18 protein-coding genes are annotated in these 23,085 nt (G+C 38.2%); 5 read left to right on the forward strand and 13 right to left on the reverse strand.

Going from position 1 to position 23,085, the window contains the following annotated elements; all coding sequences use genetic code 11:
* Positions 1-473: 473 nt before the first annotated feature.
* The 10 genes from ACFINF_RS06350 to ACFINF_RS06395 form a co-directional block, all read right to left on the reverse strand.
* Entirely contained in the window at positions 474-1,409 is a 936-nt protein-coding gene (locus ACFINF_RS06350) for an MFS transporter (protein WP_375620140.1), read from the reverse strand.
* 1,182 nt (positions 1,410-2,591) lie between these two features.
* Positions 2,592-2,837, reverse strand: coding sequence for a hypothetical protein (locus ACFINF_RS06355; RefSeq protein ID WP_375620141.1), 246 nt, complete (start codon positions 2,835-2,837; stop codon positions 2,592-2,594).
* A gap of 780 nt (positions 2,838-3,617) precedes the next feature.
* Positions 3,618-4,136, reverse strand: a complete 519-nt coding sequence (locus tag ACFINF_RS06360; RefSeq protein ID WP_375620142.1) for a hypothetical protein — start codon at positions 4,134-4,136, stop codon at positions 3,618-3,620.
* A complete protein-coding gene (locus ACFINF_RS06365) occupies positions 4,124-5,302 on the reverse strand; it encodes an MFS transporter (RefSeq protein ID WP_375620143.1) in 1,179 nt (392 codons plus the stop codon). The genes ACFINF_RS06360 and ACFINF_RS06365 overlap by 13 nt, the downstream gene beginning before the upstream one ends.
* A gap of 512 nt (positions 5,303-5,814) precedes the next feature.
* Positions 5,815-7,053 (reverse strand): DUF2087 domain-containing protein, encoded by a 1,239-nt coding sequence (locus ACFINF_RS06370; RefSeq protein WP_375620144.1) that lies wholly within the window; start codon positions 7,051-7,053, stop codon positions 5,815-5,817.
* Between the two features lie 10 nt (positions 7,054-7,063).
* A complete protein-coding gene (locus ACFINF_RS06375) occupies positions 7,064-7,738 on the reverse strand; it encodes a hypothetical protein (protein ID WP_375620145.1) in 675 nt (224 codons plus the stop codon).
* 195 nt (positions 7,739-7,933) lie between these two features.
* The gene (locus tag ACFINF_RS06380) at positions 7,934-9,136 is read right to left on the reverse strand and encodes an MFS transporter (RefSeq protein ID WP_375620146.1); all 1,203 of its coding nucleotides are present in this window, start codon (positions 9,134-9,136) and stop codon (positions 7,934-7,936) included.
* Positions 9,133-10,323, reverse strand: coding sequence for a hypothetical protein (locus tag ACFINF_RS06385; RefSeq protein ID WP_375620147.1), 1,191 nt, complete (start codon positions 10,321-10,323; stop codon positions 9,133-9,135). Before ACFINF_RS06385 ends, ACFINF_RS06380 begins: the two co-directional genes overlap by 4 nt.
* A 64-nt stretch (positions 10,324-10,387) precedes the next feature.
* Positions 10,388-10,537: a hypothetical protein gene (locus tag ACFINF_RS06390; RefSeq protein WP_375620148.1), complete on the reverse strand. Its 150-nt coding sequence runs from the start codon at positions 10,535-10,537 to the stop codon at positions 10,388-10,390.
* A 229-nt stretch (positions 10,538-10,766) separates the two neighbouring features.
* Positions 10,767-11,855, reverse strand: coding sequence for a DUF3792 domain-containing protein (locus tag ACFINF_RS06395; RefSeq protein WP_375620149.1), 1,089 nt, complete (start codon positions 11,853-11,855; stop codon positions 10,767-10,769).
* A gap of 405 nt (positions 11,856-12,260) precedes the next feature.
* Here ACFINF_RS06395 and pyrF point away from each other — a divergent pair, with 405 nt between their 5' ends.
* From pyrF to ACFINF_RS06410, 3 genes are all read left to right on the forward strand, one after another.
* Entirely contained in the window at positions 12,261-13,106 is an 846-nt protein-coding gene (gene pyrF, locus ACFINF_RS06400; RefSeq protein ID WP_375620150.1) for an orotidine-5'-phosphate decarboxylase, read from the forward strand.
* A 531-nt stretch (positions 13,107-13,637) separates the two neighbouring features.
* The gene (hisS, locus tag ACFINF_RS06405) at positions 13,638-15,125 is read left to right on the forward strand and encodes a histidine--tRNA ligase (RefSeq protein ID WP_375620151.1); all 1,488 of its coding nucleotides are present in this window, start codon (positions 13,638-13,640) and stop codon (positions 15,123-15,125) included.
* 504 nt (positions 15,126-15,629) lie between these two features.
* On the forward strand, positions 15,630-16,175 hold the full coding sequence (locus ACFINF_RS06410; protein WP_375620152.1) for a replication protein: 546 nt from the start codon (positions 15,630-15,632) through the stop codon (positions 16,173-16,175).
* A gap of 815 nt (positions 16,176-16,990) precedes the next feature.
* Here the strand turns inward: ACFINF_RS06410 and ACFINF_RS06415 are convergent.
* The gene (locus tag ACFINF_RS06415) at positions 16,991-17,512 is read right to left on the reverse strand and encodes a peroxiredoxin (protein ID WP_375620153.1); all 522 of its coding nucleotides are present in this window, start codon (positions 17,510-17,512) and stop codon (positions 16,991-16,993) included.
* 216 nt (positions 17,513-17,728) lie between these two features.
* On the opposite strand from ACFINF_RS06415, the gene ACFINF_RS06420 reads away from it, so the two are divergent.
* Both ACFINF_RS06420 and ACFINF_RS06425 read left to right on the forward strand, forming a co-directional pair.
* Positions 17,729-19,357 (forward strand): alpha-D-glucose phosphate-specific phosphoglucomutase, encoded by a 1,629-nt coding sequence (locus ACFINF_RS06420; RefSeq protein WP_375620154.1) that lies wholly within the window; start codon positions 17,729-17,731, stop codon positions 19,355-19,357.
* Between the two features lie 1,065 nt (positions 19,358-20,422).
* Positions 20,423-20,758: a zinc ribbon domain-containing protein YjdM gene (locus ACFINF_RS06425; RefSeq protein WP_015856728.1), complete on the forward strand. Its 336-nt coding sequence runs from the start codon at positions 20,423-20,425 to the stop codon at positions 20,756-20,758.
* 1,137 nt (positions 20,759-21,895) lie between these two features.
* Here the strand turns inward: ACFINF_RS06425 and ACFINF_RS06430 are convergent.
* Complete coding sequence (locus tag ACFINF_RS06430; protein WP_375620155.1) at positions 21,896-22,474, reverse strand: NifU family protein; 579 nt, start codon at positions 22,472-22,474, stop codon at positions 21,896-21,898.
* A gap of 59 nt (positions 22,475-22,533) precedes the next feature.
* Entirely contained in the window at positions 22,534-23,025 is a 492-nt protein-coding gene (locus tag ACFINF_RS06435; protein ID WP_273788325.1) for a universal stress protein, read from the reverse strand.
* Between the last annotated feature and the right edge of the window lie 60 nt (positions 23,026-23,085).

Here is a 23,085-nt window from a genome sequence, read left to right on the forward strand (position 1 = left end):
CCAAAATAAAACCATCGGTTAAGTTGATCTTAATGAGTTTATCGAGGAGTCTATTCGCCGTCAACTCACTCTGCATGTTTGAAAATTTGAGAAAATACTCTGCATGATCAGAAAGGAATAAATGCATTGCGTATTTATTTTTGTATTCGTTCCATTGTTTTTCCATGATAATGCTTTAAGCCTTTAAAGTCTGGACAATTCTGATGCTTGTGGAAGAGCTTTTGGGGGCAAAGTTATGAGAACGTCAATGTTATGATGATTATGGCTGTTTATTCTTGCTATGGATGGCGCTGATGATCTTTTTTCGTAAAAGATATATTATGATAAGCAAAAAGAAAGAGAGAGTCTTGCTTCATATAAGTGGAGAGGGGGGGGTGGGCTTGTCCGAAATTGTCATCTCGATATCGTTGAGTGATGTGCAATCAATCATGGCATGATGGGGGGTGAAGAGGATAATATGCTTTTTCATCAACTTACCTTTTTGCTGAATTTTTGAGTGTGAGGAGAGAGAGGAGGGCGGTACTCAGAGAGGCAATACTCAAGATCTGCCAAACCGATAATCCAAAAAATTCTTGGTTGTAGAAGAGGGAGCCAAGATAACTTCCTGCCATGCCTCCGAAAGCACTGGACAAGCTCATGATTCCAAATGTGCTAGCGATTAAGCGTTCATCTATATTTGTGGCCTCATAATCGAGGCGTATGTAGATCACGATTTCAGCAAAGGAAAAGAGGATGATCGCGAAGAAGAGGTAAAAATAAGAATGCTCAAGAGCGTGGAGGAGGAGGAATGAGATTCCAAACAAAACAAAGGATAATACTTTGGGCGTTTTGGAGTTTTCTTTACATGCCCATTTGGAAACAGACATTTGGAAAAAGATCACGATGAGAGCATTCAAGACAAAAATAAAAGAAGTAGCACTTCCTCCAAAAACCTGATCACTGAACACAGGTATGGTGCTTTCGAGTTGGATATAAAAAAAGGTAAACAAGAATATAAAAAGCGAAACGCCAAGCATGGTCTTGTTGGTGAGCAACGTTCTAAAATCAGAAAAATTTATTTTGTCCAATTTGTTAGTATTAGAGCTTTCTTTTAAGGTGCAGTTCAGAAGAAATAATAAAAAAAAGATCAATCCAACGAAACTAAATAATAAGGAGGGGAGCATTTTAAAAATCAACATTCCAAACAAGGGGCCGATAGAAACCCCTATATTAACAAAGACTGATCTTGTTGCTAAGGCATCCACTTTTTCAGTTCTCGAAACATTTCTTACTAAAAAAGATTTCGCAGCAGGAGTGTATAGATTGCTTCCTAAACCAATGAAGGCGCAAGAGAGGAGGAGGATATAAAAATTATGCGTAAAACCAATGATGAGATAGCCAGGGATTCGTGTTGCTAGACCTAAAAGCATTGTTTTTTTACATGGACATAATCGGAGAGCACCCCTCCTAAGAGAGAGCCTGCCTTTTTGCACAAAAAAGCTACTCCGATGATGATTCCAACTTCTGTTGTACTGAGAGAGTTAAGTTTATTTAAGTAAATCGCCAAAAAAGGGACAACCATAAATATCCCAATATTGCTGAGTAAAGTTGTTATGAGGATGAGTTTTATGCTTGCCTTGAAAGTGAAGAATTTACGCACCATTTTATTTTGCCACCACAAGATTTACTTTTTTTGCTTAAGAAAGTGCATTTAACAGAGCCGTTTCTGAACTTGTTCCTGTGGTCAATAAAATGTCAGCGCATGCAGATTGGTCTCTCAAATTCAGAGTTTTTCCCTGTAAGGTGCATGAGTAGAGAATAGTTTGCTTGCTCCTTGCATGTTGCAAGCGCATTTGCTGAAATTTACCTGTTGTTTTGCATAGACAAGTACTTGACCGATAAAGGTTTGGAGATCAGTTCTTATTTGAAATAATTCAGGTTTTCTTCCTAGTGCACATTCTAAAAATCCTTTGTAGATATTGATGTTAAAAGTTTGGCAGAGTGCTTCACTAATTTGCACGCTTCTTAAGCGTGGATTTATTCAACAACTTTAAAGAAGTTCCCTTCAGTGATGATAAATTCCGTATGTGCAAAGCCCCCATGATAGGAAACAGCTGCTAGGATATTTTTAATCCCCTCTTCTATTCCCTGTAATTGTGCAATGTTCTTGTCTAAGGGAAAGCTGTTACAAGTTTCTTAAAGTCAGGCATGTCTGACATGACCATGCTTGAGAGGGCGAGAAGCTTTTTTTTCCCTCGATAGCTAATGGTTTTAGCACTGTAGAGTGTGTCTGTAAAGAAGGTTTCAATGAGATTTTTTTTGAGGGAAGTATGGTTTTTTATAAATTCCATGATTGCGGTAAATTCCGTTTTATTTTCTGCAAACTATACGTTTTTTGAGTCTGTTCTCTGTGGGGCTTTTAGAATGACAGGATAGGAGAGCTCGTGTGTGGCTTGGAAAGCCTCACGTTCAATAACAGTTACTTGTCCTTTTGTGAGACCTTTTTCACAGAGGATTTTTCTTAAACAAGCTTTGTCTCTACAGATATTTATCGCATAGGCATTTTGGGTTTTATATCCCAACTGGGCGGAGATTTCGTTGACACTTGTCGCTCACGTGTCTGTAAGATTGAGAATGCCACTACAGTTTTTTAAATTTTTGTAATAGGTTATCATTTCCGCATGATGAAATGTATCGCGTTCAATAACACTGAGATGCACGCTTTTAATATAATCCAGTTCATAAAAATCGAGATCTTTATTGTGGGTGAGGAGGTGTAAGTGAAGTGCGAGCGTTTCTGCTGCCTCTATAAGTCTAGCCAAGTCAAAGGTTGAGGCTTCCACCAGTACAAAATGCATCTCTATCTTCTCTTCATGGGAATTATTTGGGGAAAAAAACCGCAAAAATCGTTTGTTTATTCCCTTCAAAATGCGATTATGACAAGGACAACTGTTGTTGATGGACGTTGAAAAAAATGAAAAAGCGCGTATGGGGGCAATAACAATCAAGCGCAAGAGCGCTTGTGGGAAGTTGCAATCTTAGCTTATTTAATTTCCACTAAATCACTATCAGGTACTATAGGATATTGCGAAGTTTGAAAAAAGGATTTTATTTGGGGGGGTATTTTTTCAGAGCTTGAGGAGCGAATAAATTGAGATTTCCGCATAAAGCAAATATGGAAAAATTGCGCTTTATTGATACTCTCTTTTATCAAATAAGAGGATGAGAGCGATGATAAAAGAGCGCTTCTTTTAAGGGTGTGCAGGTGAATTAATGAACAATAAAACTCTATCCACCCGTGTTCAAATTTTTTCACGATAATGCGTTGCATGGTCTTTCGCCGAAAGAGTACAACCTTGAAGATTCAAGACATTTGTTAAATCGTGAATAGAAGTTAAAGCGCCCATAATATTATAAAAGGTTGGTGTTCTTCCTTTCAGGTGTAAGGTATGTTCGTGGTGTTCCACAGTTATATGATTGATCCTATGCAATATGAACACTCTCACCTGTGATGTGCTCAAGTAATGAAGCATCATCAGGATAAAAAAGGATACTCTTCATTCATTGTTTTTAGGCATCATTTTCAGGATGTGTTTTCGCTTGAATGTGTCCTATAAGATGTAAACATTACTGTTTATCTAAAAAACATTGGCAATCTTGGAACACTGGAATCCTATTGGACCAGTTTCTTTTGTGGTAAAGCTAAGAGGTTTAATATCTAATTCAGGGATTATGTCTTTTATTTTCGACACAGATTCAGCTTGAAAGGCTTCCCCAAGATAGAATAGGTTTTTTAGAGTTTTTAATTTTTGCTTCCGAGATATTGTAATAAGTTTATCCGCAAAACTTGGCAGGCATATGATGGTATCGATAGAAAATTCTTCGATAGCTGAACTCAAAGTCTCAAGATCAACCATAGAGGCAAATGGATAATATGTTACTTTGAGCAGTCTACAAATTTCATGTGCAAATAAAAATCCCCCCCATAATCCTCCAGCTGTGAGACAATTTGCAACGGCGTTTACAGAGCAATCTTTAAAGACAGTTTCGAGCTTCTTTGCCGCAGAGTGTGTTACAAACTCATAATTGAGCCATTTATGGCGAAGTGTTTTGGGCACCCTTGTTGTGCCCCCAGTAGCAAAAATTATATGTGACATTGAAGTTCCTTATTTTTTTTAGTTTGCATGAGGCAAAGGCAAGAAGCAAAGGCGGAGATACCAACAATCATGCAAAAGGTGAAAGCGATGTGATTGTTGAAATGGCTGATGATCCATCCACTTGTCCATGAGCCGGCAGCTTGGCCAATATTTGAAATAACAAGAATATAACTAAAAAGAACACTGGCAGAGAGGGATGTAGTTGTTTTCCCTGCTTGATAGTATATTTCTGGAACCATGACAGATTCATAGACACTGTAGGCAATTAATGCAGTCACAGCGGTAAAGACGCCACCCATGAGGAAAAATGCAGCGAAACTTCCCATAAGCCATAATAGGTAGAAAGTTGATTTATCAGAAAGGCTGAGATGTTTATTGATTATTCCTTGCCAGATACAAATACTGATGCCAACAATTGAAAAGAAAATTCCACTATAAGGGGCGAGATTTCTGTCAAATTTATTGAGAAGTGTTGTGGTGGTGATGAAAATTCCCATGAGGAATGCACAAAGCAAAGCCGTGACCAGCAAATAAGCAATAGAACGATTATGTATTATTGTTTTTAAAGAAGAAAGAAAAGGATTCTTTATTTTTTTATTCTTTTCAAGAGATAATGTTTTATGGGGGTAGTGATAAACAATTTGAATGGATAGAACACAAAGATACAAACCAATGAGTGCAAAAAAAACCATTAAGAAGGTCGATGCGTTGTATTTTATGGCACTTGTTGCAACAAGAGGGGCGATAACGACAGCAGCATTTTGAAAAAAAGAATAGAGAGTTAATGCGCGCTTAAGAGCACTTCTCTTGAGATGTTCTGATAAAATTTCTCTCAAAAATGGCTTTGAAATTGCTTTCGAAAAAGCCATTAAGGTAAAAAAGATCAACCATGCAGAAGGTGTGAGCGATAGGATAATGCACACAAAAGCGCTACTCCTTAAAATAAAGGCGGTAGCCATTAAGAGTTTACGCGAAAATCTTTCTAATAAACCCGTTGTGGTTACCATGAGAATGCTTTCAAGGATTACTGATCCAGCGAGATAAAAAGCGACATTGGCAGCAGTTATGAGAGAAGAGTTTCCAAGTAAAGGGAGTACAAAGAAAAAGGAAAATTCAGAAAGAAAAACTGCGCTATAGATGAAAAAAGTTATTTTATTTTTGTCCATGGAATTTCCATAGAAGTGCTGTTAAATGATCAAATACATTTTGTTGTATCTCTTGAGGAAGTTTTGTCAGCCCTGTTTCTGCTGTGCACATTTCGTTGAAATAGTATCCTTCTTGATTCACCAGCCAGTCCACTGCAAGAATATTGTTTTTTGTTTTTTCTACGATGTTTTTAGAAATACCGAGCATGATTTGGATTGAGCAACAGCACTGTGCTCTGATGTTCGCACAACAATCGTAAGATCATTGAGACCTTGATCCTATACCTTCTCCTGATGATTTTGACTATTCCCAATCCTTTTGGATAACCAATTGACATCCCGCATCCTTGCTTTTCCATTGTATCCTTTATGAAGAGGATGTACGAACTCCTCCATAGATTGTCAACATATGAATGGGATGAATGATTTTGTAACCTTTTAATGAAATTATATTTTTTTAGTGGAAGGTTATTCATTCTCTTGAAATAGAGAAGAAAAACGATAGCGTTCGCTAATCATTTTTCAATTCTCTTTTAGCGCATGCGTTGATATTTTCCTCCATGGCGTTGTAAAAAACCTCTCTCAACAAGAGTGCGTCGTAATCGGGCAAAGTCTACTGTAAAGAGGTTGCATATCTTTGAGACTTCAGTTTCGCTATAGATTTTTTCCTTCTGAAAGGCTTCACCAATTTTTGATAGCATCTCTTCTGTTTCTAAATGGCGGTCGCTTAAATTTTCCCTATTCCGCCCATGTTTATTTTCTAGCATTTTCCACACTGTTTCTTCGGCTTGAAATCCTTCTGTTGTGTTGTGAATAAGTCCGAGGTTCAAAAGGCGATTGATGGATTTGTGAATGTTTTTCGCATCTGAATCGACATGTTTGAGGACTTCGGAAAGATTTTTCGCACCAAGGATAATGGCGGCATAAACAGCGCGCAGTGTCGGTGAGGTCATGGCAGAGATCAGTGAATTGCGGGTATCGCGTTTGTGAAGTGCTTCTTTTCCCATGGGCAAAAGATCATTTCGAATGGGCAATTCATTGATTTCTCTTAATTCTGCTTGTAGCGATTGTGCGCGTACAATTTGTTCGGCAGGGGTGCGTTTACGGATGATACCAAGACCACTCTGGCGATATTTGTGGTTTTCAGGGAGTGATAAAGCTTCATAGGAGCCATCAAGCCGATAGAGGATTTCTTCCCATATGGGAGTTCTAACGCGTCGAACCCGTTGTTCGCCGTTGAGAGCAATTGTTGTTGTCATTGTTGGTTCATGCAAACAAAGATAACCACCAGGAGTGATTTGTTCCCAAAGGGTTATAACAAATCGTACATCATCTGCGGGAGTACCAGCATCAATCCAAGCAAAATCTATAGGCGCCCAAGATTTAAGTGTGCTTTCATCAAGAGAGAAAAAATTCTCATTGATAAATGTTACAGTGTCTTTTTTAACGCTATCTTTAAGAAGTTCTTGCCATACTTCTTCTGCTGATTGACCTTCGGCTGTAAAATCATCAATTGTAATCAGTCGCGGTTCGTAATTCTCAGGAATTCCTGAAGGGTCAAGCAAAGCTGTGCGCTCTTCCCAGGTGGAGGATTCTAAAAGTTTTTTATCTTGTTGCCATGATAATTTCGCTTTTTGAAGTGCTTTTGCGATAAAGCGCGTACTATCACCAGCACCGATTTCAATGATTGTGCGCGGTCTTGCCATTTGAATAAGCGCATGGATAAGTTGAGCACTCTTTTCTGTTCCCATACCAGGTCTTATCAGCTGCATCTTTTTATCCTTATAATTTTATCAATCGCAGCATTCCTGCTTTTACAAAAAACTTTATTGAATCCTCTAGCGGATATTGAATACGTATTGGTGTGGTGGCTTGCTTCAAGAGATGTTTTGTTTTTTCATGAAGCCGGATTGTACGCCCATTGAGTTGATTAATGGCAAGAGTGTCAAGAGAAGAATTTATGATAATACATGTTGGCTCTCGTAAAAGAGCGGTTGCATCATTTTCTGAAAATGCTTTTTGATCTGTTTTGATGAGACCGTGTCGTAAAAGTGATATCAAAAGACTTCCAGAGGCAAGAAGAGTACCATTGAATTGTATTTCCCTCAGTGATTGGACAAGGCAGCCTTCACGAAGTGCTTCAAATGTGGGAAAGTCGAATCCGCCAAATGCCGCTCCTTTTGTAGAAACAGCCGTGATCGATTGAATTTGGCGTTTTCCAATTAAAGCTGGTTTATTTCTTGTTATCTGTACGTCCTTTGCCCATTGAACGCGTGATAAAGGATTGAGTTCACGTGGGTAGACAGCGAAAGAATTGATGGCTATCGGTGGTGTTGGTTTTTGTAATTCAAGTGTGTGGGAGCTCTCATAATAATTATGTAACATATAGTCTGCCAGTTGCCACACATAGCCGCCTGTTCCATTATAAAAGTTTAAGCCTATAGGGTCTTGTTGCATGATGTTATTGTTTTTTTTGCTTTAAAATATCAAGTTTTGGGGAGGGTTGTTAGTTGCTCTACATTAAAGAGTGGTTTATCAAAGTCCTATTGGGTTGGTATGGGGTTGCATGGGAGATACAACGATTTGATCGGGTGGTGATTGTCATGCCATTTTTGGGGCATTGTTTGCTTGCTGGACAAACAGCCGAGTCCACTAACCATTCTCAAATTCTCTCTGTTCCTTTTTTTGCACGGCACTGTTCAAGATAAAACCTAATATGCCTGCGATCATTGTGGTGATGCCAATGATAAACAGTGTGCTTTGGGTATGATGAACATGGACAAAACCGGCTCCTATAAAGCCAAGGCATACGGATGTTTGTATGATGAAGAGATAAGCGGGCATTTGACTGTTTCGCTTTTCTTTTTGAATGGCTTTCATCATAAAACTTGCCATTAGAGCATTTTGTACGCCGTTTGCACTCCCAAGGATGAAAAATGACAGCATCATCAGCCATATGAGCTGTGTGAGGGAAAAGCAGAAAATTGCAAATCCAATGATTGCCGCAGCCAGTGATGCACCAGCGGCATTGCCAAAGCGATGAAAAAGGCTGGAGAAACAGAGTGGACCAACCACGAGGCCAAGACTTACCATGCTTGTGATTATCCCATAGGTTTCAGCGCTTAAGTTGAGATCGGTACGAATGCGGACAATCGATAAGACGTTGAGAGCAGAGGTGAGGATGATGGTAATAATGAGGGGAGAAAGAGCATAGACAACATTTTTTTTACGCAAGAGACCCGTTAAATCTAGCCCTTTTTTGCTTTTTTTCGTTGTGTTTGTCGTTTGTGTATGAATTTTTAAACTTTTAAAACAGAAGAGAGTGATAAAGGTGGCAAAAAGAACCATGATTGACAGCGCAAACAATCCTCTTTGCCCGTTCGATAGACCATACAACACCCCCCCTAGCAGTGGTCCGGCAATATAGCCAAGATTACGAACTGTTTGGATAATACGGTTTATACGGTCTAGTTGCTGATCATTGTTTGCAAATTCTGGGACGGAAACGAGGATTGCGGACCAAAAGATTGAACCAGCACAACCTAGTGCGAAAGAAAGTGCAATATAAATCCAAAATTGGTTGGCGATTGCAGCTGTGGCTATAAAGAGTGCTTCAAACAATAAAACAATGGGTACTGTTCGCGCTGGTTGGAAGCGATGCAAGAGGCGTGGTGCAATTGGTCCGGCACAAATTGCCCCGATAAGCCCTGCAAACAGCAGCATTGAAATAGATGCTGTGCTTTCTGCTAAGTGGAGAGCAAATGTAACTTGTGCTGTTTCATCGGCAAAGCTGCTAAAGCCCAAAACAAGGAAAAGTCCCATTTGGGCGAAAATCATGGATTTCTTCTTTGTCACAACGCCCCCCAAGACGCTAAAGCTTTTACGGTTTTTAAAATGTCCTTTTGCGCTGCATCATATGGTTTATCATTTAATTTCGCGATGTCAATTTTCTTTCCCGATGAAAGTTGAGACAGGAAATACTCTAGATGAGAGTTATACTCAAAACTGGTGCAATGCCCATTTGCGGCGATGAGCAGTTCTTTTGTTTCTAGTAAGGGCACCCATTGCAGGGTAGCGGATGAGCGAAGAGTGATTTCATTTTCAATTTCAGAAATATCAATAAGGGGGCGACCGACGCATAAACGTGAACTTGTATCGCAAATTAATTGAGAAACCAGCATATGGCGTTTTAAGGTACCATTTGCGATGGCGGAGTTTAGTGCGGAGTGTTGAAAAGCGTTATCAGGGGTTAAATTGGCTCTTCCTGATGCGCGGATATCATGTCGTGTTCGATTATTGAGATGGAGTAAATGCGTGACATAATCCCTATGGTGTTGTGCATCGTGTGCTGTTTCCCAAAAAGCGATATTGATATTTACAGCAACCTTTTCTCCCGTTTCGGCAACATGGAAAGCGTCATGGGGAAAGTAGGCAACACGATCAGTAAGATTTTGCAGCGCAATTGCTGTTGATTTATGCTCCTCGTATTCAGGATATTTGAGCCCTTGAAGGTCTTTTCGTGTGTTGGGCCACGCAAACATTGTTTTACCATCCTGTAGAGTAAAACCAAAATTATGAGCGTGATCTACATGAACTCCAACATGAGTAGAAGAATATCGGCCAATGAAGCAGTCAATATCCACACGTCCACCGGGTCTAAAACCTAAAGAATGTGCTAATTGATCTGCAAATTGTTTTGCCGCATCCCACAGAACAGGGGTTGCAGCGTATAACCCATAATACATGACCGCCCATTCTTGCCCTTTGGCATATTGATCAACGCGGGCAGTATATTCTTCTATAGTCCTATCCGTGTCTAAAACAAGAAAGTTTGGAAGAGGATGTGGACTCCGCACTCCATTAACCACTGTTACTACTTCGGATTTAGGATTAAGAGCCAAGAGTTTATGAGGATGTAGAGCGTATTGTCTTAAAGTATCCAAAACATCCCTTTCATCGAAAGGGATGTGTGAAATTGACAATTCAGCTGCTTGCTTAGCCCAAATTTTTTGAGAAAAGCCCTCTGAAAATAACTGAAACATGCTATTAAACAAGCTTAATTTTTAGAGTTGGATGTATAAGCAGATTTGCATCAACAATACATTACTAAACTTCCAGCGAATCATTCATATCAAGCTCACTTTGATAAACTTGAACATCGCTGCGCTGAGCATATTTAACACCCCCCCTTGTTGGCTGAATTTCCTCAGCAGCCAATTCATTAACATCTTTTACTTCATTAAGTGAAACATTCATATATTTCCCCCCTTATAGTTGATAAAAAAATCACTGATAACCAAAATAAAAAGATTACCATTCATTTCACCTTAGCATGGATTTTATTTTTGTCAAATACAATGTTGATTGCAAAGGGCATTTTAAATAAAAGAGCTGAATTTTAGAGTGATCAAGAAGAATTTACAATAAAAAGCTGCACGGATTGTACAGCTTTTTATTGGCTTTATACTTTATCAAGAACAAGTTTTTAAAACTTGAAAGAGTCTCTACGGCTTCTGTAACCATAATAGCCAAACACACTGGAAATAATGGCACCAATCAGGCTTCCTAAAAAACCCCACCATCCCATATGTGATGCTTTTGTAACAGCTTTATTCGCAGTATGACGGGCATCTTTTATCGATTTATCAAGCTTTTTAGAGAGTTCTTCAGCCTGTTCTTCGAGAGATTTGATGGCGTGTTCGGTTTGTTCCTCTGCTATTTGATAAATATGAAGCGCATTGTTAGCAGTTGTTTGTGCGTCCGCACGGGACATACCATTGTTCATAAGGGCATTGATGATATCACTTCGATCAAATTTTGTCGTGATGGCTTCTATACGATCAGAAAGGCGGTCACTGAGATCTTTCAGATATGTGCGATAGTGAGAAGGGTCCTTCTTAAAAGCTGTTATCGCAGAACCAATATCATTGAGAGCTGCCTGATAGGACTGCTTTAAGCGCTCAGGATTAAGAGCAGGAATGTTACTTTTGTGGAGAAGTGTGTGCAATTCACCGCGTAGTTTATCAAAATCAACAGCATTATCTGTTTTTGTTGTTAAAAACTTTTCAAAGTCTTCGCTGTTTAATTTTGCAAGTATGGGGGAAATATTGGTTTTGAGGCTATCTACGGTTTGTTGGACCATGGAGCTGTTTTCTAGAGCAGTTTTAGCTCCTATCTTTGCTGTACTAGAAACCACGTGGATGGCTTGGAGGGTCATCAGCAATGTTATGAGAGCCCAAGTGAGAAAGCCATGAAGCGTTCCTGACGATTCAGCAAAACGTCCAGCTACAAAACCTCCCAAGGCTAGGCTAATCAGTGTGACGATAACAGAACCCACGCCAAAAGAGAGGAAAGAGCCTTCAAATGGGGTTGAAGAGGTGAAATCCATTTGGCTTAAGCCTAAAGCCGCTACCAGAAAAGAGAGGCAGATTGAGGTGGCAAGAGCTGTCACCAATCCCGCAAAGATTGCGGACCATGAAATGGGTGTGTGAAAAAAGGGATACTTTTCTTCTAATGAGGTTTCTCCTAGAAAATGTGTATCGAATGATGTGTCTCCTGGAATGCGAGTTTCCATGTGTTTATCTCCTTGAATATGCTGGAGATACAATGTCTTTTTGCCAATTATGTTCCAAAAGGGATAAATAGTCGCTAAAAAGGGATAGGAGAGAGATCTAAAGTTAAGATCGAGATCATCATGGTGGGGCATTTTCTTTAAAAACTTATGTTTAAAGCACGTTCATCGAGAGTTTTTGTTGATTATAAAAAAGGGGTGTGAAAACGACAAGGCACGCTATTGGGCTTTATGAGGTCATTCGACAAAATAATATGAACGCTTTTTTTATTTATATTCTTTCATAAATAAAAGCACACTTTGTATAGAGAGCTCTTTCTTTGTGTTTTCAGTATTGTATTCTTTTGACAAATGCTTTTCTTTTTGATTGTATCAAAAAGTTTAAAGACAGCCGTGTTAGGATATAAAATGTTTCGTTCAACTTTTTTTAAAAATCGTGAAATCTATGGACCACTTTGTATTGGCTTTGATCCTAGTCATAAAGTTTTACAATCGTGGAAGCTAAGCTTTGATTATAAAGGTCTAAAAGATTTTTGTGATATTCTCTTAACGGCAGTTATTGGCAAAGTGGGTATCATAAAGCCGCAAGTCGCATTTTTTGAATTATATGGTGTGGAAGGTCTTCAAGCGCTTAAGGAACTCATTGAAAATGCACACGAACAAAGCTTATTGGTTCTGGCAGATGCAAAAAGAGGGGATATTGGCTCTACTGCTGAAGCTTATGGTAAAGCTTGGCTGGGTCCAAGCAGTGCGTTTAAAGCTGATGCCATAACAGTTAATCCTTTTTTGGGGTTTGAAGCTCTTATTCCTCTGATAAAAGTTGCAGAAGAAACAGGAGCAGGGGTTTTTGTGGTTGTTCAGTCTTCGAATCCAGAGGGAAGGCACATTCGCAATGCGCGCATTGGTGATCAAACGGTTTCTGTTCATTTGGCGCAGCGTATTTTTGAATATAATAGCCAATCTTCAAGTCAATATCATCATGTTGGTCCTATTGGGGCAGTGATTGGAGCAACAGTGGGAAATGAAGCAAAAGATACAATCGAACAGTTAGAAAATAACTTATTTCTCGTTCCTGGTATTGGGGCTCAAGGAGGAACAATAACACAATTAACTCAGCAGTTTCCTCAAAGGCTATGGCAGAATCTTATTCCTTCCATTTCAAGATCGATTACAGAGGTTGGTCGAAATAGTGTTGATTTAAAAAATGTTATTCATGATTTTGCCGAGCAATCTAAAAATACGCTTCTATCTTAAAGTTTTTTGCTAAGTTATCAAAGAAAAAAAGCTCTTATAAAAGAAGGGAGCTTATCAAATTTTAAGTCAGATACGAATTTCAAGGAGTGATTTGCTTTATCTAAAGTCAAGAGTTGTTTTTGATCTTTTCAAAAAGTGTTCATATATTTCTTATTTTCTGTTGGGATTGGGAGGATCACATACGGAAAGCAAATGTTTGAAAAAAATGCAGAAATCTTGGGAATATATGAAAAATTGCTTCAAGGAAGACGAGATAAAGGAAGAAAATGCAAGGAATACCTGAACAGTGCTAAAAGATGAGGCATAAGAGAGTTGGAGAGTGTATTCGTTTTTGGAACATTTTAGTTTAAGGGCTATGACTCATCTTACAGGATAAACTCTTTTAGAATATCGCTTTACAAGGATATTGCTTTTGTAAAATAAAAGACTCTAACATGTTATTAAAAGTTTTTAGATTGATAAAGTCATTGCAGCGTTGGTTTCTATGGGATAATGGTTATCTGTAAATACATATTGTTGTTAGAGAAAAACATGTCATCAAAACAAGAAAAAACCAAAGCCCGTTTACCCCGTGGTTTTGTGGATCGTACAAGTGCACAGTTGTATGCAACTGAAACAATGATTGCGCAAATTCGTGAAGTTTATGAACTTTACGGTTTTGAAGCACTGGAAACACCAATTTTTGAATATACAGATGTGCTGGGTAAGTTTTTACCCGATGAAGATCGTCCAAATGCGGGCGTTTTTTCGCTACAAGATGATGATGAGCAATGGATGTCTTTGCGCTATGATCTTACTGCGCCTCTTGCTCGTTATTTTGCAGAGAATTTTGAAGTTTTGCCAAAACCTTATCGTAGTTATCGTCTTGGCTTTGTGTTCCGCAATGAAAAACCCGGACCAGGGCGGTTTCGGCAATTTATGCAGTTTGATGCGGATATTGTTGGAACACCAACGGTAGCAGCAGATGCCGAAATTTGTATGATGGCAGCAGACAGTTTGGAAAAACTAGGGTTTCAGCATCATGAATATGCTATTCGCTTGAATAACCGAAAAATTTTGGATTGCGTTTTAGAGAAAATTGGTTTGGGGGGAAATGAGCAGGCTGAAAAGCGCTTAACTGTCTTAAGAGCAATTGATAAATTAGATAAATTTGGTCCTGAAGGTGTGCGCTTGCTGTTAGGGCGGGGGCGTTTGGATGAAAGTGGTGACTTTACAAAAGGGGCGGAGCTTAAGGATAAAGAGATTGATTGTATTCTTGCCTTAACTGCTGCTGGAGCTGAAACAGCAGAAGAAACGCTTGAGGCTCTTAAAGGAGTGGTTGGTGATCATGTTCAAGGGTGTGCGGGGATTCGTGAGCTTGAGGAAATGCAAGCAATCTTTGTCGCTAATGGTTATCACAATCGCATTAAAATTGACCCTTCGGTGGTTCGTGGATTGGAATATTATACGGGACCTGTTTTTGAGGCGGCATTGCTTTTTGATGTTCTCAATGATGATGGGCAAAAGGTTGTCTTTGGCTCTGTAGGTGGTGGTGGGCGCTATGATGGATTGGTGGCCCGCTTTCGTGGTGAAAATATTCCGGCAACAGGTTTTTCAATTGGGGTCTCACGCTTGATCGCTGCTTTGCAAAATCTTGGAAAGCTGCCTATGAAGGAGACAACAGGGCCGGTTGTGGTGTTGATGATGGATAAAGAACCAGAAGCTGTTGCTGGTTATCAAAAGATGGTGATGCAGTTGCGTGGTGCGGGAATTCGTGCTGAACTCTATTTGGGGGCATCGGGAATTAAAGCGCAGATGAAATATGCAGATCGACGTCAAGCGCCTTGTGTGGTGATCCAAGGGTCACAAGAACGTGAGAGCGGAAAAATTCAGATTAAAGATTTGATTGAAGGGGCGCGTTTGTCCCGCGAAATTAAGGACAATCAAACATGGCGTGAAAGCCGTCCTGCGCAAGTGATGATTGATGAAGAGCAATTGGTTCAAACAGTACAAGATATTTTGGCAGCCCAAAAACGGTAATGATAAAAGTTTTGTGAAAGCGATTGTTGGGAAAAGCTCGAACATTTCCTCTTCAATTTTCAGAATTTGTATTTTACTTGTTTAGATATTCTTAAAATCGCGTTATTTTTTTAAAGTTCCTGCGGCATACAAGCAATTTTTAAAGATAAAAGTGCTTTGTCTTCATTATGAAATGAATGCTTTTGAGCGCGCGAGGTAAGTACCTTCGTGAAGCAAGATACTGGACACTGAAGCATTTGAGGTTCTTGACGCAACTCTGTTTAGAAAAATTGATGATCAATAACAGAAACCCAATAGTTTATAGAAATATTGATCATTCATATGGATTTAATTTTTGAATTCTTATTTGCTGATATCATATTTCTACTGTTTTATTGTCGGCAGTCTACAATCTCACATCTATGAGAGATGAAAGAAATCTCAAGAGTTTTATTTTAGAAGATTTTTTTAGTTTCAAAAGCAACGAATAACTTAAATCAGACAATTTTTTACGGAGAAATGAAAATGGCCCAATATGATTTTACAGTGTTATATGAAAGAAATCCCTTTATTTTGAAAAAACCTGAAGATATTGGAAAATCATTTAAACTTCCTCCTTCAAATTTCGGATTTGAAGATCTTCCGCAAATTACGTTTTCAGGAGCGTCCGATAGCCGGCGTATGATTTTTGGGCTATCATTTAGTGGTATGAAAGCATTTTTTGTGATGTTGTGGCAAGTAGGGAAAATGTCAGATGAAGATGATGTGGATTTATGGTTTGATCAGGTAAGATTAGATGAGGATACTCTCAATGAATTTTTGATTTGTGATCTTTCAATTCAAGAACCAGAATATCTTAATTTTGAAAGTTTTAAAGAAGGTATCAAAGAATTAGAAAAGAATAAAATTCTAGCGAAGGGGACAAAACGATATTGTTATTTTATTAATCCAGATATTTTTGGTCTTCCTGAATGTGATGAAGATTTTGAGCTCGATGAAGAGGAAGAGATAGAAGAGGAAGAAATGAAAACACACTTTATGGTAGAATATCCAAATAAACGCCTTCTTTAACCGTTTCTCTCTTAGAGAAAAATAAAAGCTTAGAATAAATGGCTATGAGAACAGCAATGAGTCTGTTTATGGTATGTGAATTGGAATGTTTACGGGATCTGTTTTTATTTAATATTCTTCATGAACAGTTATTTATGCAGAGCCGTTTTTATGCCATATTTTCTTTCTTGATGCTTTTGTGAACCTTGCAGTAATGATGTTCATAGCTCTAGTATTTTAGAGCGTTTACGAGACGCATTTTTACTCTTTTAATCATTTATTCATATGCCAACCTCACGTGCTAATAAGCAAGAAAATAGTTTTAAGTTCAATATAAGAAGGGATAAAATAACACAATCTTATGATATTCAGGGCCTCTCATTCGACATGAAAAATTATAAATTATCCTTATAAATCAAATTATTGTTTGACACAAAGTTTTTCTCAATAGGAGAAATTTACATTGATCTTGCATATTTCATCGATACGTTAGTCCTTGATGTTTCTGAGAGAGTTTTGTATGAATTTGCGCATTTCGCAATTGCATCCCCATTTTTTGATAGCGTGCAACATTTTTTAGTTTTTTATTCTTTTAGCACTATAATTAGTTTAGATTTTTTACTGGAAATTTTTCAAGTTTTTTCAAAGCAGTTAAAACGTGAAATACCTATTAAAAAATTATTGCTGGAATATTTTCTCACCAAAAACGCACAACCAACTTATAGTGTCTGCTTTGACAAATAGATGTTTCAAAAAATATAAACGACACAAATTTTCTTTACTAAGGAAATTTGTGTCGTTAAATTTTGTTTAAATGGATGATTTGGGGGGCGGAATTAGTTTTTCAAAGCTTTTAAAACATTTTGTGGTGAAGAAACTTCATAAGGATCTGTTGCACAATTATCTGAAAAACCTGCTTCTTCAAACCATTGCTCAACCACACCATCATTAATAACGGCAGCATAGCGCCATGATCGCATGCCGAAACCAACATTGTCTTTTGCAACCAGCATACCCATTTTGCGTGTGAATTCACCAGAACCATCAGGAATTAATTTCACGTTTTTGATATTTTGTGTTTTTCCCCAAGCATTCATGACAAAAGCATCATTGACGGAAAGGCAATAAATTTCATCAATACCCGCTTGTTTAAATTCATCATAGAGTTTTTCAAAGTCAGGCAGCTGAAAAGTTGAGCAAGTAGGGGTAAAAGCTCCAGGAAGAGAAAAAAGAATAACACGCTTTCCTTTAAAGTAAGCATCGCTGTTAACTTCTTGCCACCGATAAGAATTATTTTCACCCACTTCATCTCGGACACGTGTATGGAATGTTACATTGGGAACAGTTTTTTTCATCATAAGGATGCTCCTATATTTTTTACAAAAATTTCGTTTTAAAACAGCCTTTGTTTTTAAAAGCATATCGGAAAGAACGGTTTAAATAAAAGGGATTCTTTAAGAATTCTTATTTCTAACGAGTGTGCAAATATTTCACACTTCCGTCAAGTAGAATTAATGGTCGACTTTGGATACTCTTCACCTTAAAATTAAAGGAAAGAATATGAAGGTATTTACATGATCATAAAAACAGTTTTGACTAAGGCTTTTGAGGGGCAAAAACTGGGAACGTCTGGTTTGCGAAAAAAAGTATCTGTTTTTCAACAACCTCATTATGTAGAAAACTTTATACAGTCTCTTTTTGATAACATTGGGCCTCTTGAAGGAAAAATGTTGATTCTTGGGGGGGATGGGCGCACTTTTAATCGTACTCTCCTTCAGATTGTGTTGAAGATGGCAGCGGCGCATGGTGTTTCTTGTGTTAAAATGGGAAGGGGCGGTATTCTTTCTACACCTGCTGTTTCGCATCTTATTCGTAAAACTCATGCCCATGGTGGACTTATTCTTTCTGCAAGCCATAATCCTGGTGGTCCAGAGGGAGATTGTGGTATCAAATACAATGTTTCTAATGGTGGACCTGCTCCTAATTCTTTATGTGATGCTATTTTTGCAACATCGCAACGTCTTTCCTTTTATAAAATTCTTGAAGCACCAGATATTGATTTAGATAGGCAAGGTACGATCTTTATGGGAGCCATGCGGATTGATATTATTGATCCTGTCGCTGATTATGTTGCTTTGATGCAGGAGCTTTTTGATTTTGACTGTATTGCCAAGGCCGTTGCTCGAGGTCTTACTTTACGATTTGATGCCATGCATGCGGTAACAGGGCCTTATGCCCATGAAATTTTTGAAAAATGCTTAGGATTTTCTGAAGGAACGGTGGTTAATGGTATTCCTTTGCCAGATTTTGGAGGCGGTCATCCGGATCCCAATTTGGTTTATGCTAAGGCTCTTTATGATTTATTGATGTCAGAGCAAGGACCAGATCTTGGCGCAGCCTCTGATGGTGACGGAGATCGTAACCTCATTATTGGTCGTCAACAATTTGTCTCGCCTTCAGATTCTTTGGCTATTATGGCTGAACATGCACACCTCATTAAAGGATATCGAAAAGGTGTTGTGGGGATAGCACGTTCTATGCCGACGGGGCGTGCTGCTGATCTGGTTGCTGCTAAAAAAGGATTAAACTTTTTTGAAACGCCAACGGGATGGAAGTTTTTTGGAAACCTTTTGGATGCGGGGAAAGTAACCTTTTGTGGTGAAGAAAGCTTTGGAACTGGCTCTCATCACATCCGCGAAAAAGATGGTTTATGGGCTGTCTTATTTTGGTTAAATCTTTTAGCGGTAACAGAAAAAACTGTTGCACAAATTGTTCAACAGCATTGGTACACCTATGGGCGTTTTTACACGTTACGGCATGATTATGAAGAAGTCGAAGCAGATAAAGCTTTGGAACTTATAGAACATTTGCGTACGCACTTACCACATGCAGGAACTGAAATTGTAGGATTTTTCGTCAAAAAAGCAGATGATTTTACATATCATGATCCTGTTGATCAGAGCGTTAGCACGCGGCAAGGTATACGTATCTTTTTCGAGAATGGAGCACGGTTGGTGGTCCGGTTGTCGGGAACAGGGACGCTAGGTGCTACTTTACGACTTTATTTTGAACAGTATGAAAGTGATCCGCGCAAACACAATTTTAATCCGCAAGAAGTTCTCCAACCTTTGCAACAGGTGGCGCTAAAACTGTTAAATATACAACAAGCATTGGGGCGAGATCGCCCTGATCTTATCACCTAAGATCAGTGGAATGTTTTTTGTAAAGGTATGATGATTGATCACATGAGGTATGATTTTAGGGGCGTGATTTTATTGGTCATAAGGCAGATCCTCCATTTTTAAGCTCGCTTTGTTTTTTCCTCCTTTACATATCAATCGGATTCCTAAAACTGCGGGCTTCTTAAAACCAAATGCTGTAGGTAATTATAATCAGGTATAATCGGGGAATTTATGTCCAATGGTTTCTGATGGTTTGATGGAAATGTTTGTTTAATAGGGGAGATGTTCCTCATGAAAAACAAAATACTATCATTGTTGCACATTTCATATGTTTGTCTTAAAGAAGCGTCTCTCTCAAAACACTAAAAACGCATCTTATGCGTGTCACTTTTGAAAGGGATAACCGGCCATCCATTGAGCAGCACCGTTTTTATGCTTATGAGAGAGTAAGACCAGCATCATCATTCACTTTGCTCGTTTTCAATGTTGGCTCTTATATTTGAAAATATTTAGTATTTTGAATAATCGTTTTACATGGCTCTTCCTACTTGTAACCTGCAAGCAAAAGACTTTGGTTGATTCAATGTAAAAGGGGGTGAGAGAATCTCAGCTTATTTATTGGCTCTCATTCAATATACAAAACCATTAACTATGATCATAAATCAGTCAGTTCTCTAACATTATGACTGTTATCTTTACTTAAATAAAAGGTCAAGTTGAGGACATCATTTTCTTGTTTCTTAGTTTTTAGCTCTTTGAGAGCGTTTTATGCAGAGAGGTTCCTTTTCTAATTGTTTTTTATCCATTCGTTAATTGCATTGGTGATGTATAAGAAAATGATTTTGATTAATTTATTAGAGAGAATGAAGTGAGTAAATTTTATGATATGCAGGCGGCTCATTTAAGTTATATAATGATCAATCATTTTTATAAACTCATGTATGGTATGTGATAATAGCATTCATGAACACGGTTGGCAGATGAGGTTGAAACAAAGGGAAATGTTTTTCTAAAATAATGGACAATAAGCACTTCTTGCTTTATGACCAGTCATAATGAATGATTTTTCTTTTAAAAGGGGAATTTATGACCCAATATCCAAAATGTCCTCGTTGTGATTGTCTTTATACTTATGAAGATGGTGAAAATTTTGTGTGTCCTGAATGCGCACATGAATGGCCACAAAAAAACGATGATACTGTTCTTTCCGATACTGTTTATGATGCTAATGGTCAGATTTTAACAAACGGAGATACCGTTATGGTGATAAAAGATCTGAAAGTAAAAGGCGCTTCATCTGTTTTAAAAGGTGGTACTAAGGTAAAGAATATTCGCTTGGTGGATGGGGATCATAACATTGATTGCAAAATTCCTGGGATTGGTCAGATGAGTTTAAAGTCGGAGTTTGTGAAAAAAGTTTAGGCATTTATCCCCTTGCAATTGTTTTTGCATTTCGTTGGTTTTTTATTTTTACATTCTTCTCGAATGGGCTTCTTTTCTTGTTTGATAGATTACACCAATCAGATAGAGGCAATATATTTTCCTTTATTGCAAAGCCATGTATCGCAGAGGAATAGTGACTCTGTCTTTTCTTTTAATATGCGGTTATAGGTGAAGTTGGATGTTGCCTTACATGCAACAGTAAAAGTATGTGCTTTATGAGAACAACAACGCGGTAAAGCAGACAAACTTATTCCTGCTGAATTGAAGGAATATTCTCATTATTTTATCAGATAATTTCTCAAACAACCATAATAGATCTAGCTTCAATGTATTTATTTTTTACAGGTAGTTACACCGTTTGCGTCATATTTATGGAAATGAGATTGAAAATGATAGAGGGGGAATTCTTGATTTTAAGAATGGAAAAAGGACGGTATGATCTTGATAAGGTCGTACGGTTATGCATTTTCCAGCTCTTAGTAGTTGCAACAGTCCCTTAGTAAAAAGTGTGCATAAGAGCTATTAAAAATAGTTTTTGTTATTATCCAGTTTGTGCTGTGTAAGCGGACGATTTTGATTGATGTAATAAAAACAGAATTGAAATAAGAAGAATGTCAGAATTCTCATTGCAAGTTGCAAAATGTGATCTTTGTCGATTGGCTGCTACAAGAAGTATTTTGCGTGATTTATTGTGGGGAGAACTGAGAAAGATGGAGCAAATGGGCACTCTATCTTACAATGTTTTCTTTTTGGATTTTCTTTTTTTGTAACGGGTCGTGTTTTCTTGGTTAAAATTGTATGACAAGATTATGAAACAAAATAAATTTAAAGTACATGCCCATGCCTTGTACTTCTGCGGACGTCATTATTGGTTTGTTGAAACAACTTATGCTTCTTAAAAGGGGCTTTGAAACCTTTTTAAGGCATATGTGGAGGTGAAAGATGAGTGAAGGTATCATTATTAGACAGATTTTTTAACAGTACTATATTTTTATGGCTGCATAGCTTACTTTTAAAGTTTCAGGAATAAAATGACGTAAGATTTTTGCACTCCATGTTTGAGCGCTGTTGAAGAGGGGCAATTGGTGTGGTTATTTTATCTATTGAGGTCAATATTTATTGTGGCATGGCTTCAACGCCTAAGACCTCAGGGATAAAATGGCGTAAAAGATTCTCAATACCATGTTTGAGGGTTGCCGTTGAAGAGGGACATCCAGCGCAGGAGCCCCGCATATTGAGATAAACAATACCATTTTCAAATCCGCGAAAAGTAATGTCTCCACCATCATTGGCAACTGCTGGGCGGATACGCGTTTCAAGCAGCTCTTTAATGGTTAAGACAATATCAGCATCTTTTTCGTCATAAAATTCTTCGTTAAGGGCATGGATTTGTGCTTGTGTTGTAGCGTTGGTGGTGATCACTGGCTCGTTGGATAGAAAATGTTCCATGATTGTGCCTAAAATGACGGGCTTGAGATGTTGCCATTCCCCTTCTTTTTTACTTACGGTGATAAAATCATAGCCTAAAAAAACACCATTGATATTGGGAATATTAAACAGCTTAGCCGCCAAAGGTGAGTTTTTAGCTGCTTCTTCAGGGTCACGAAATTCTAATACGCCCTCAGAAAGAACCACGCGTCCTGGCAGGAATTTAAGTGTTGCAGGGTTTGGGGTGGTTTCAGTTTGAATAAACATAAACTCTCCTTTTATAATGAAGGATTGGGAAGATCTTCCATTGTAGAATATTATATTTTTTAGGCAATAGATCTAATATCTTCATCGGCAAGATTGCTAGGAATAACAATGACAGGGATTGAAAAAGCTGTCCCTTTATTTCCGATTAATTGAACAAGGGGTCCTGGTCCTTCTGTATGTCCACTGGCTGCTAAAACAATGAGTGCAATCCTTTTATCTTCGTCGATCAGTTTGGAAATCTCATCAATTTTTTTTCCTTCACGCACCACTATTTCTGTTTCAAGCGCATGGGTGGTGCGGACTTCACTGGCAATGTCTCCTAGTATTTTATGAGCACTTTGCGTTGATTCTGTGCGCATAACATTGTTTACACCCAGAAAATGTTGAAATTCTACACTATCAACGACACAAAGTAATACCAATGTTCTACTGGTATTTTGGGCATGCTGTGCAGCAAACGCAACGGCACGCCGACACTCTGGTGTTTCATCGATAATGACTAAGTTTTTTTTCTTGGGTTCTTTTTTCGGATTTTTGGGTTTGGAAATCATGCACTTTCTCTAATTTTGTACAAACGATTTTTTGCTCTCTACAGTTTTTAGTTTTATTAT

The organism is Bartonella sp. TS25HLJMH (assembly GCF_042193505.1).
Lineage (GTDB): Bacteria > Pseudomonadota > Alphaproteobacteria > Rhizobiales > Rhizobiaceae > Bartonella > Bartonella grahamii.

Coding starts and splice junctions, on each gene's coding strand:
- ACFINF_RS06420 (WP_375620154.1), top strand. CDS start 17,729: ATGATCATAAAAACAGTTTTGACTAAGGCTTTTGAGGGGCAAAAACTG.
- ACFINF_RS06355 (WP_375620141.1), bottom strand. CDS start 2,837: ATGCATTTTGTACTGGTGGAAGCCTCAACCTTTGACTTGGCTAGACTT.
- ACFINF_RS06435 (WP_273788325.1), bottom strand. CDS start 23,025: ATGATTTCCAAACCCAAAAATCCGAAAAAAGAACCCAAGAAAAAAAAC.
- ACFINF_RS06425 (WP_015856728.1), top strand. CDS start 20,423: ATGACCCAATATCCAAAATGTCCTCGTTGTGATTGTCTTTATACTTAT.
- ACFINF_RS06410 (WP_375620152.1), top strand. CDS start 15,630: ATGGCCCAATATGATTTTACAGTGTTATATGAAAGAAATCCCTTTATT.
- ACFINF_RS06395 (WP_375620149.1), bottom strand. CDS start 11,855: ATGGAAACTCGCATTCCAGGAGACACATCATTCGATACACATTTTCTA.
- ACFINF_RS06370 (WP_375620144.1), bottom strand. CDS start 7,053: ATGCAGCTGATAAGACCTGGTATGGGAACAGAAAAGAGTGCTCAACTT.
- ACFINF_RS06390 (WP_375620148.1), bottom strand. CDS start 10,537: ATGAATGTTTCACTTAATGAAGTAAAAGATGTTAATGAATTGGCTGCT.
- ACFINF_RS06365 (WP_375620143.1), bottom strand. CDS start 5,302: ATGGACAAAAATAAAATAACTTTTTTCATCTATAGCGCAGTTTTTCTT.
- ACFINF_RS06350 (WP_375620140.1), bottom strand. CDS start 1,409: ATGCTTTTAGGTCTAGCAACACGAATCCCTGGCTATCTCATCATTGGT.
- ACFINF_RS06415 (WP_375620153.1), bottom strand. CDS start 17,512: ATGATGAAAAAAACTGTTCCCAATGTAACATTCCATACACGTGTCCGA.
- ACFINF_RS06360 (WP_375620142.1), bottom strand. CDS start 4,136: ATGTCACATATAATTTTTGCTACTGGGGGCACAACAAGGGTGCCCAAA.
- ACFINF_RS06430 (WP_375620155.1), bottom strand. CDS start 22,474: ATGTTTATTCAAACTGAAACCACCCCAAACCCTGCAACACTTAAATTC.
- ACFINF_RS06375 (WP_375620145.1), bottom strand. CDS start 7,738: ATGCAACAAGACCCTATAGGCTTAAACTTTTATAATGGAACAGGCGGC.
- ACFINF_RS06385 (WP_375620147.1), bottom strand. CDS start 10,323: ATGTTTCAGTTATTTTCAGAGGGCTTTTCTCAAAAAATTTGGGCTAAG.
- pyrF (WP_375620150.1), top strand. CDS start 12,261: ATGTTTCGTTCAACTTTTTTTAAAAATCGTGAAATCTATGGACCACTT.
- hisS (WP_375620151.1), top strand. CDS start 13,638: ATGTCATCAAAACAAGAAAAAACCAAAGCCCGTTTACCCCGTGGTTTT.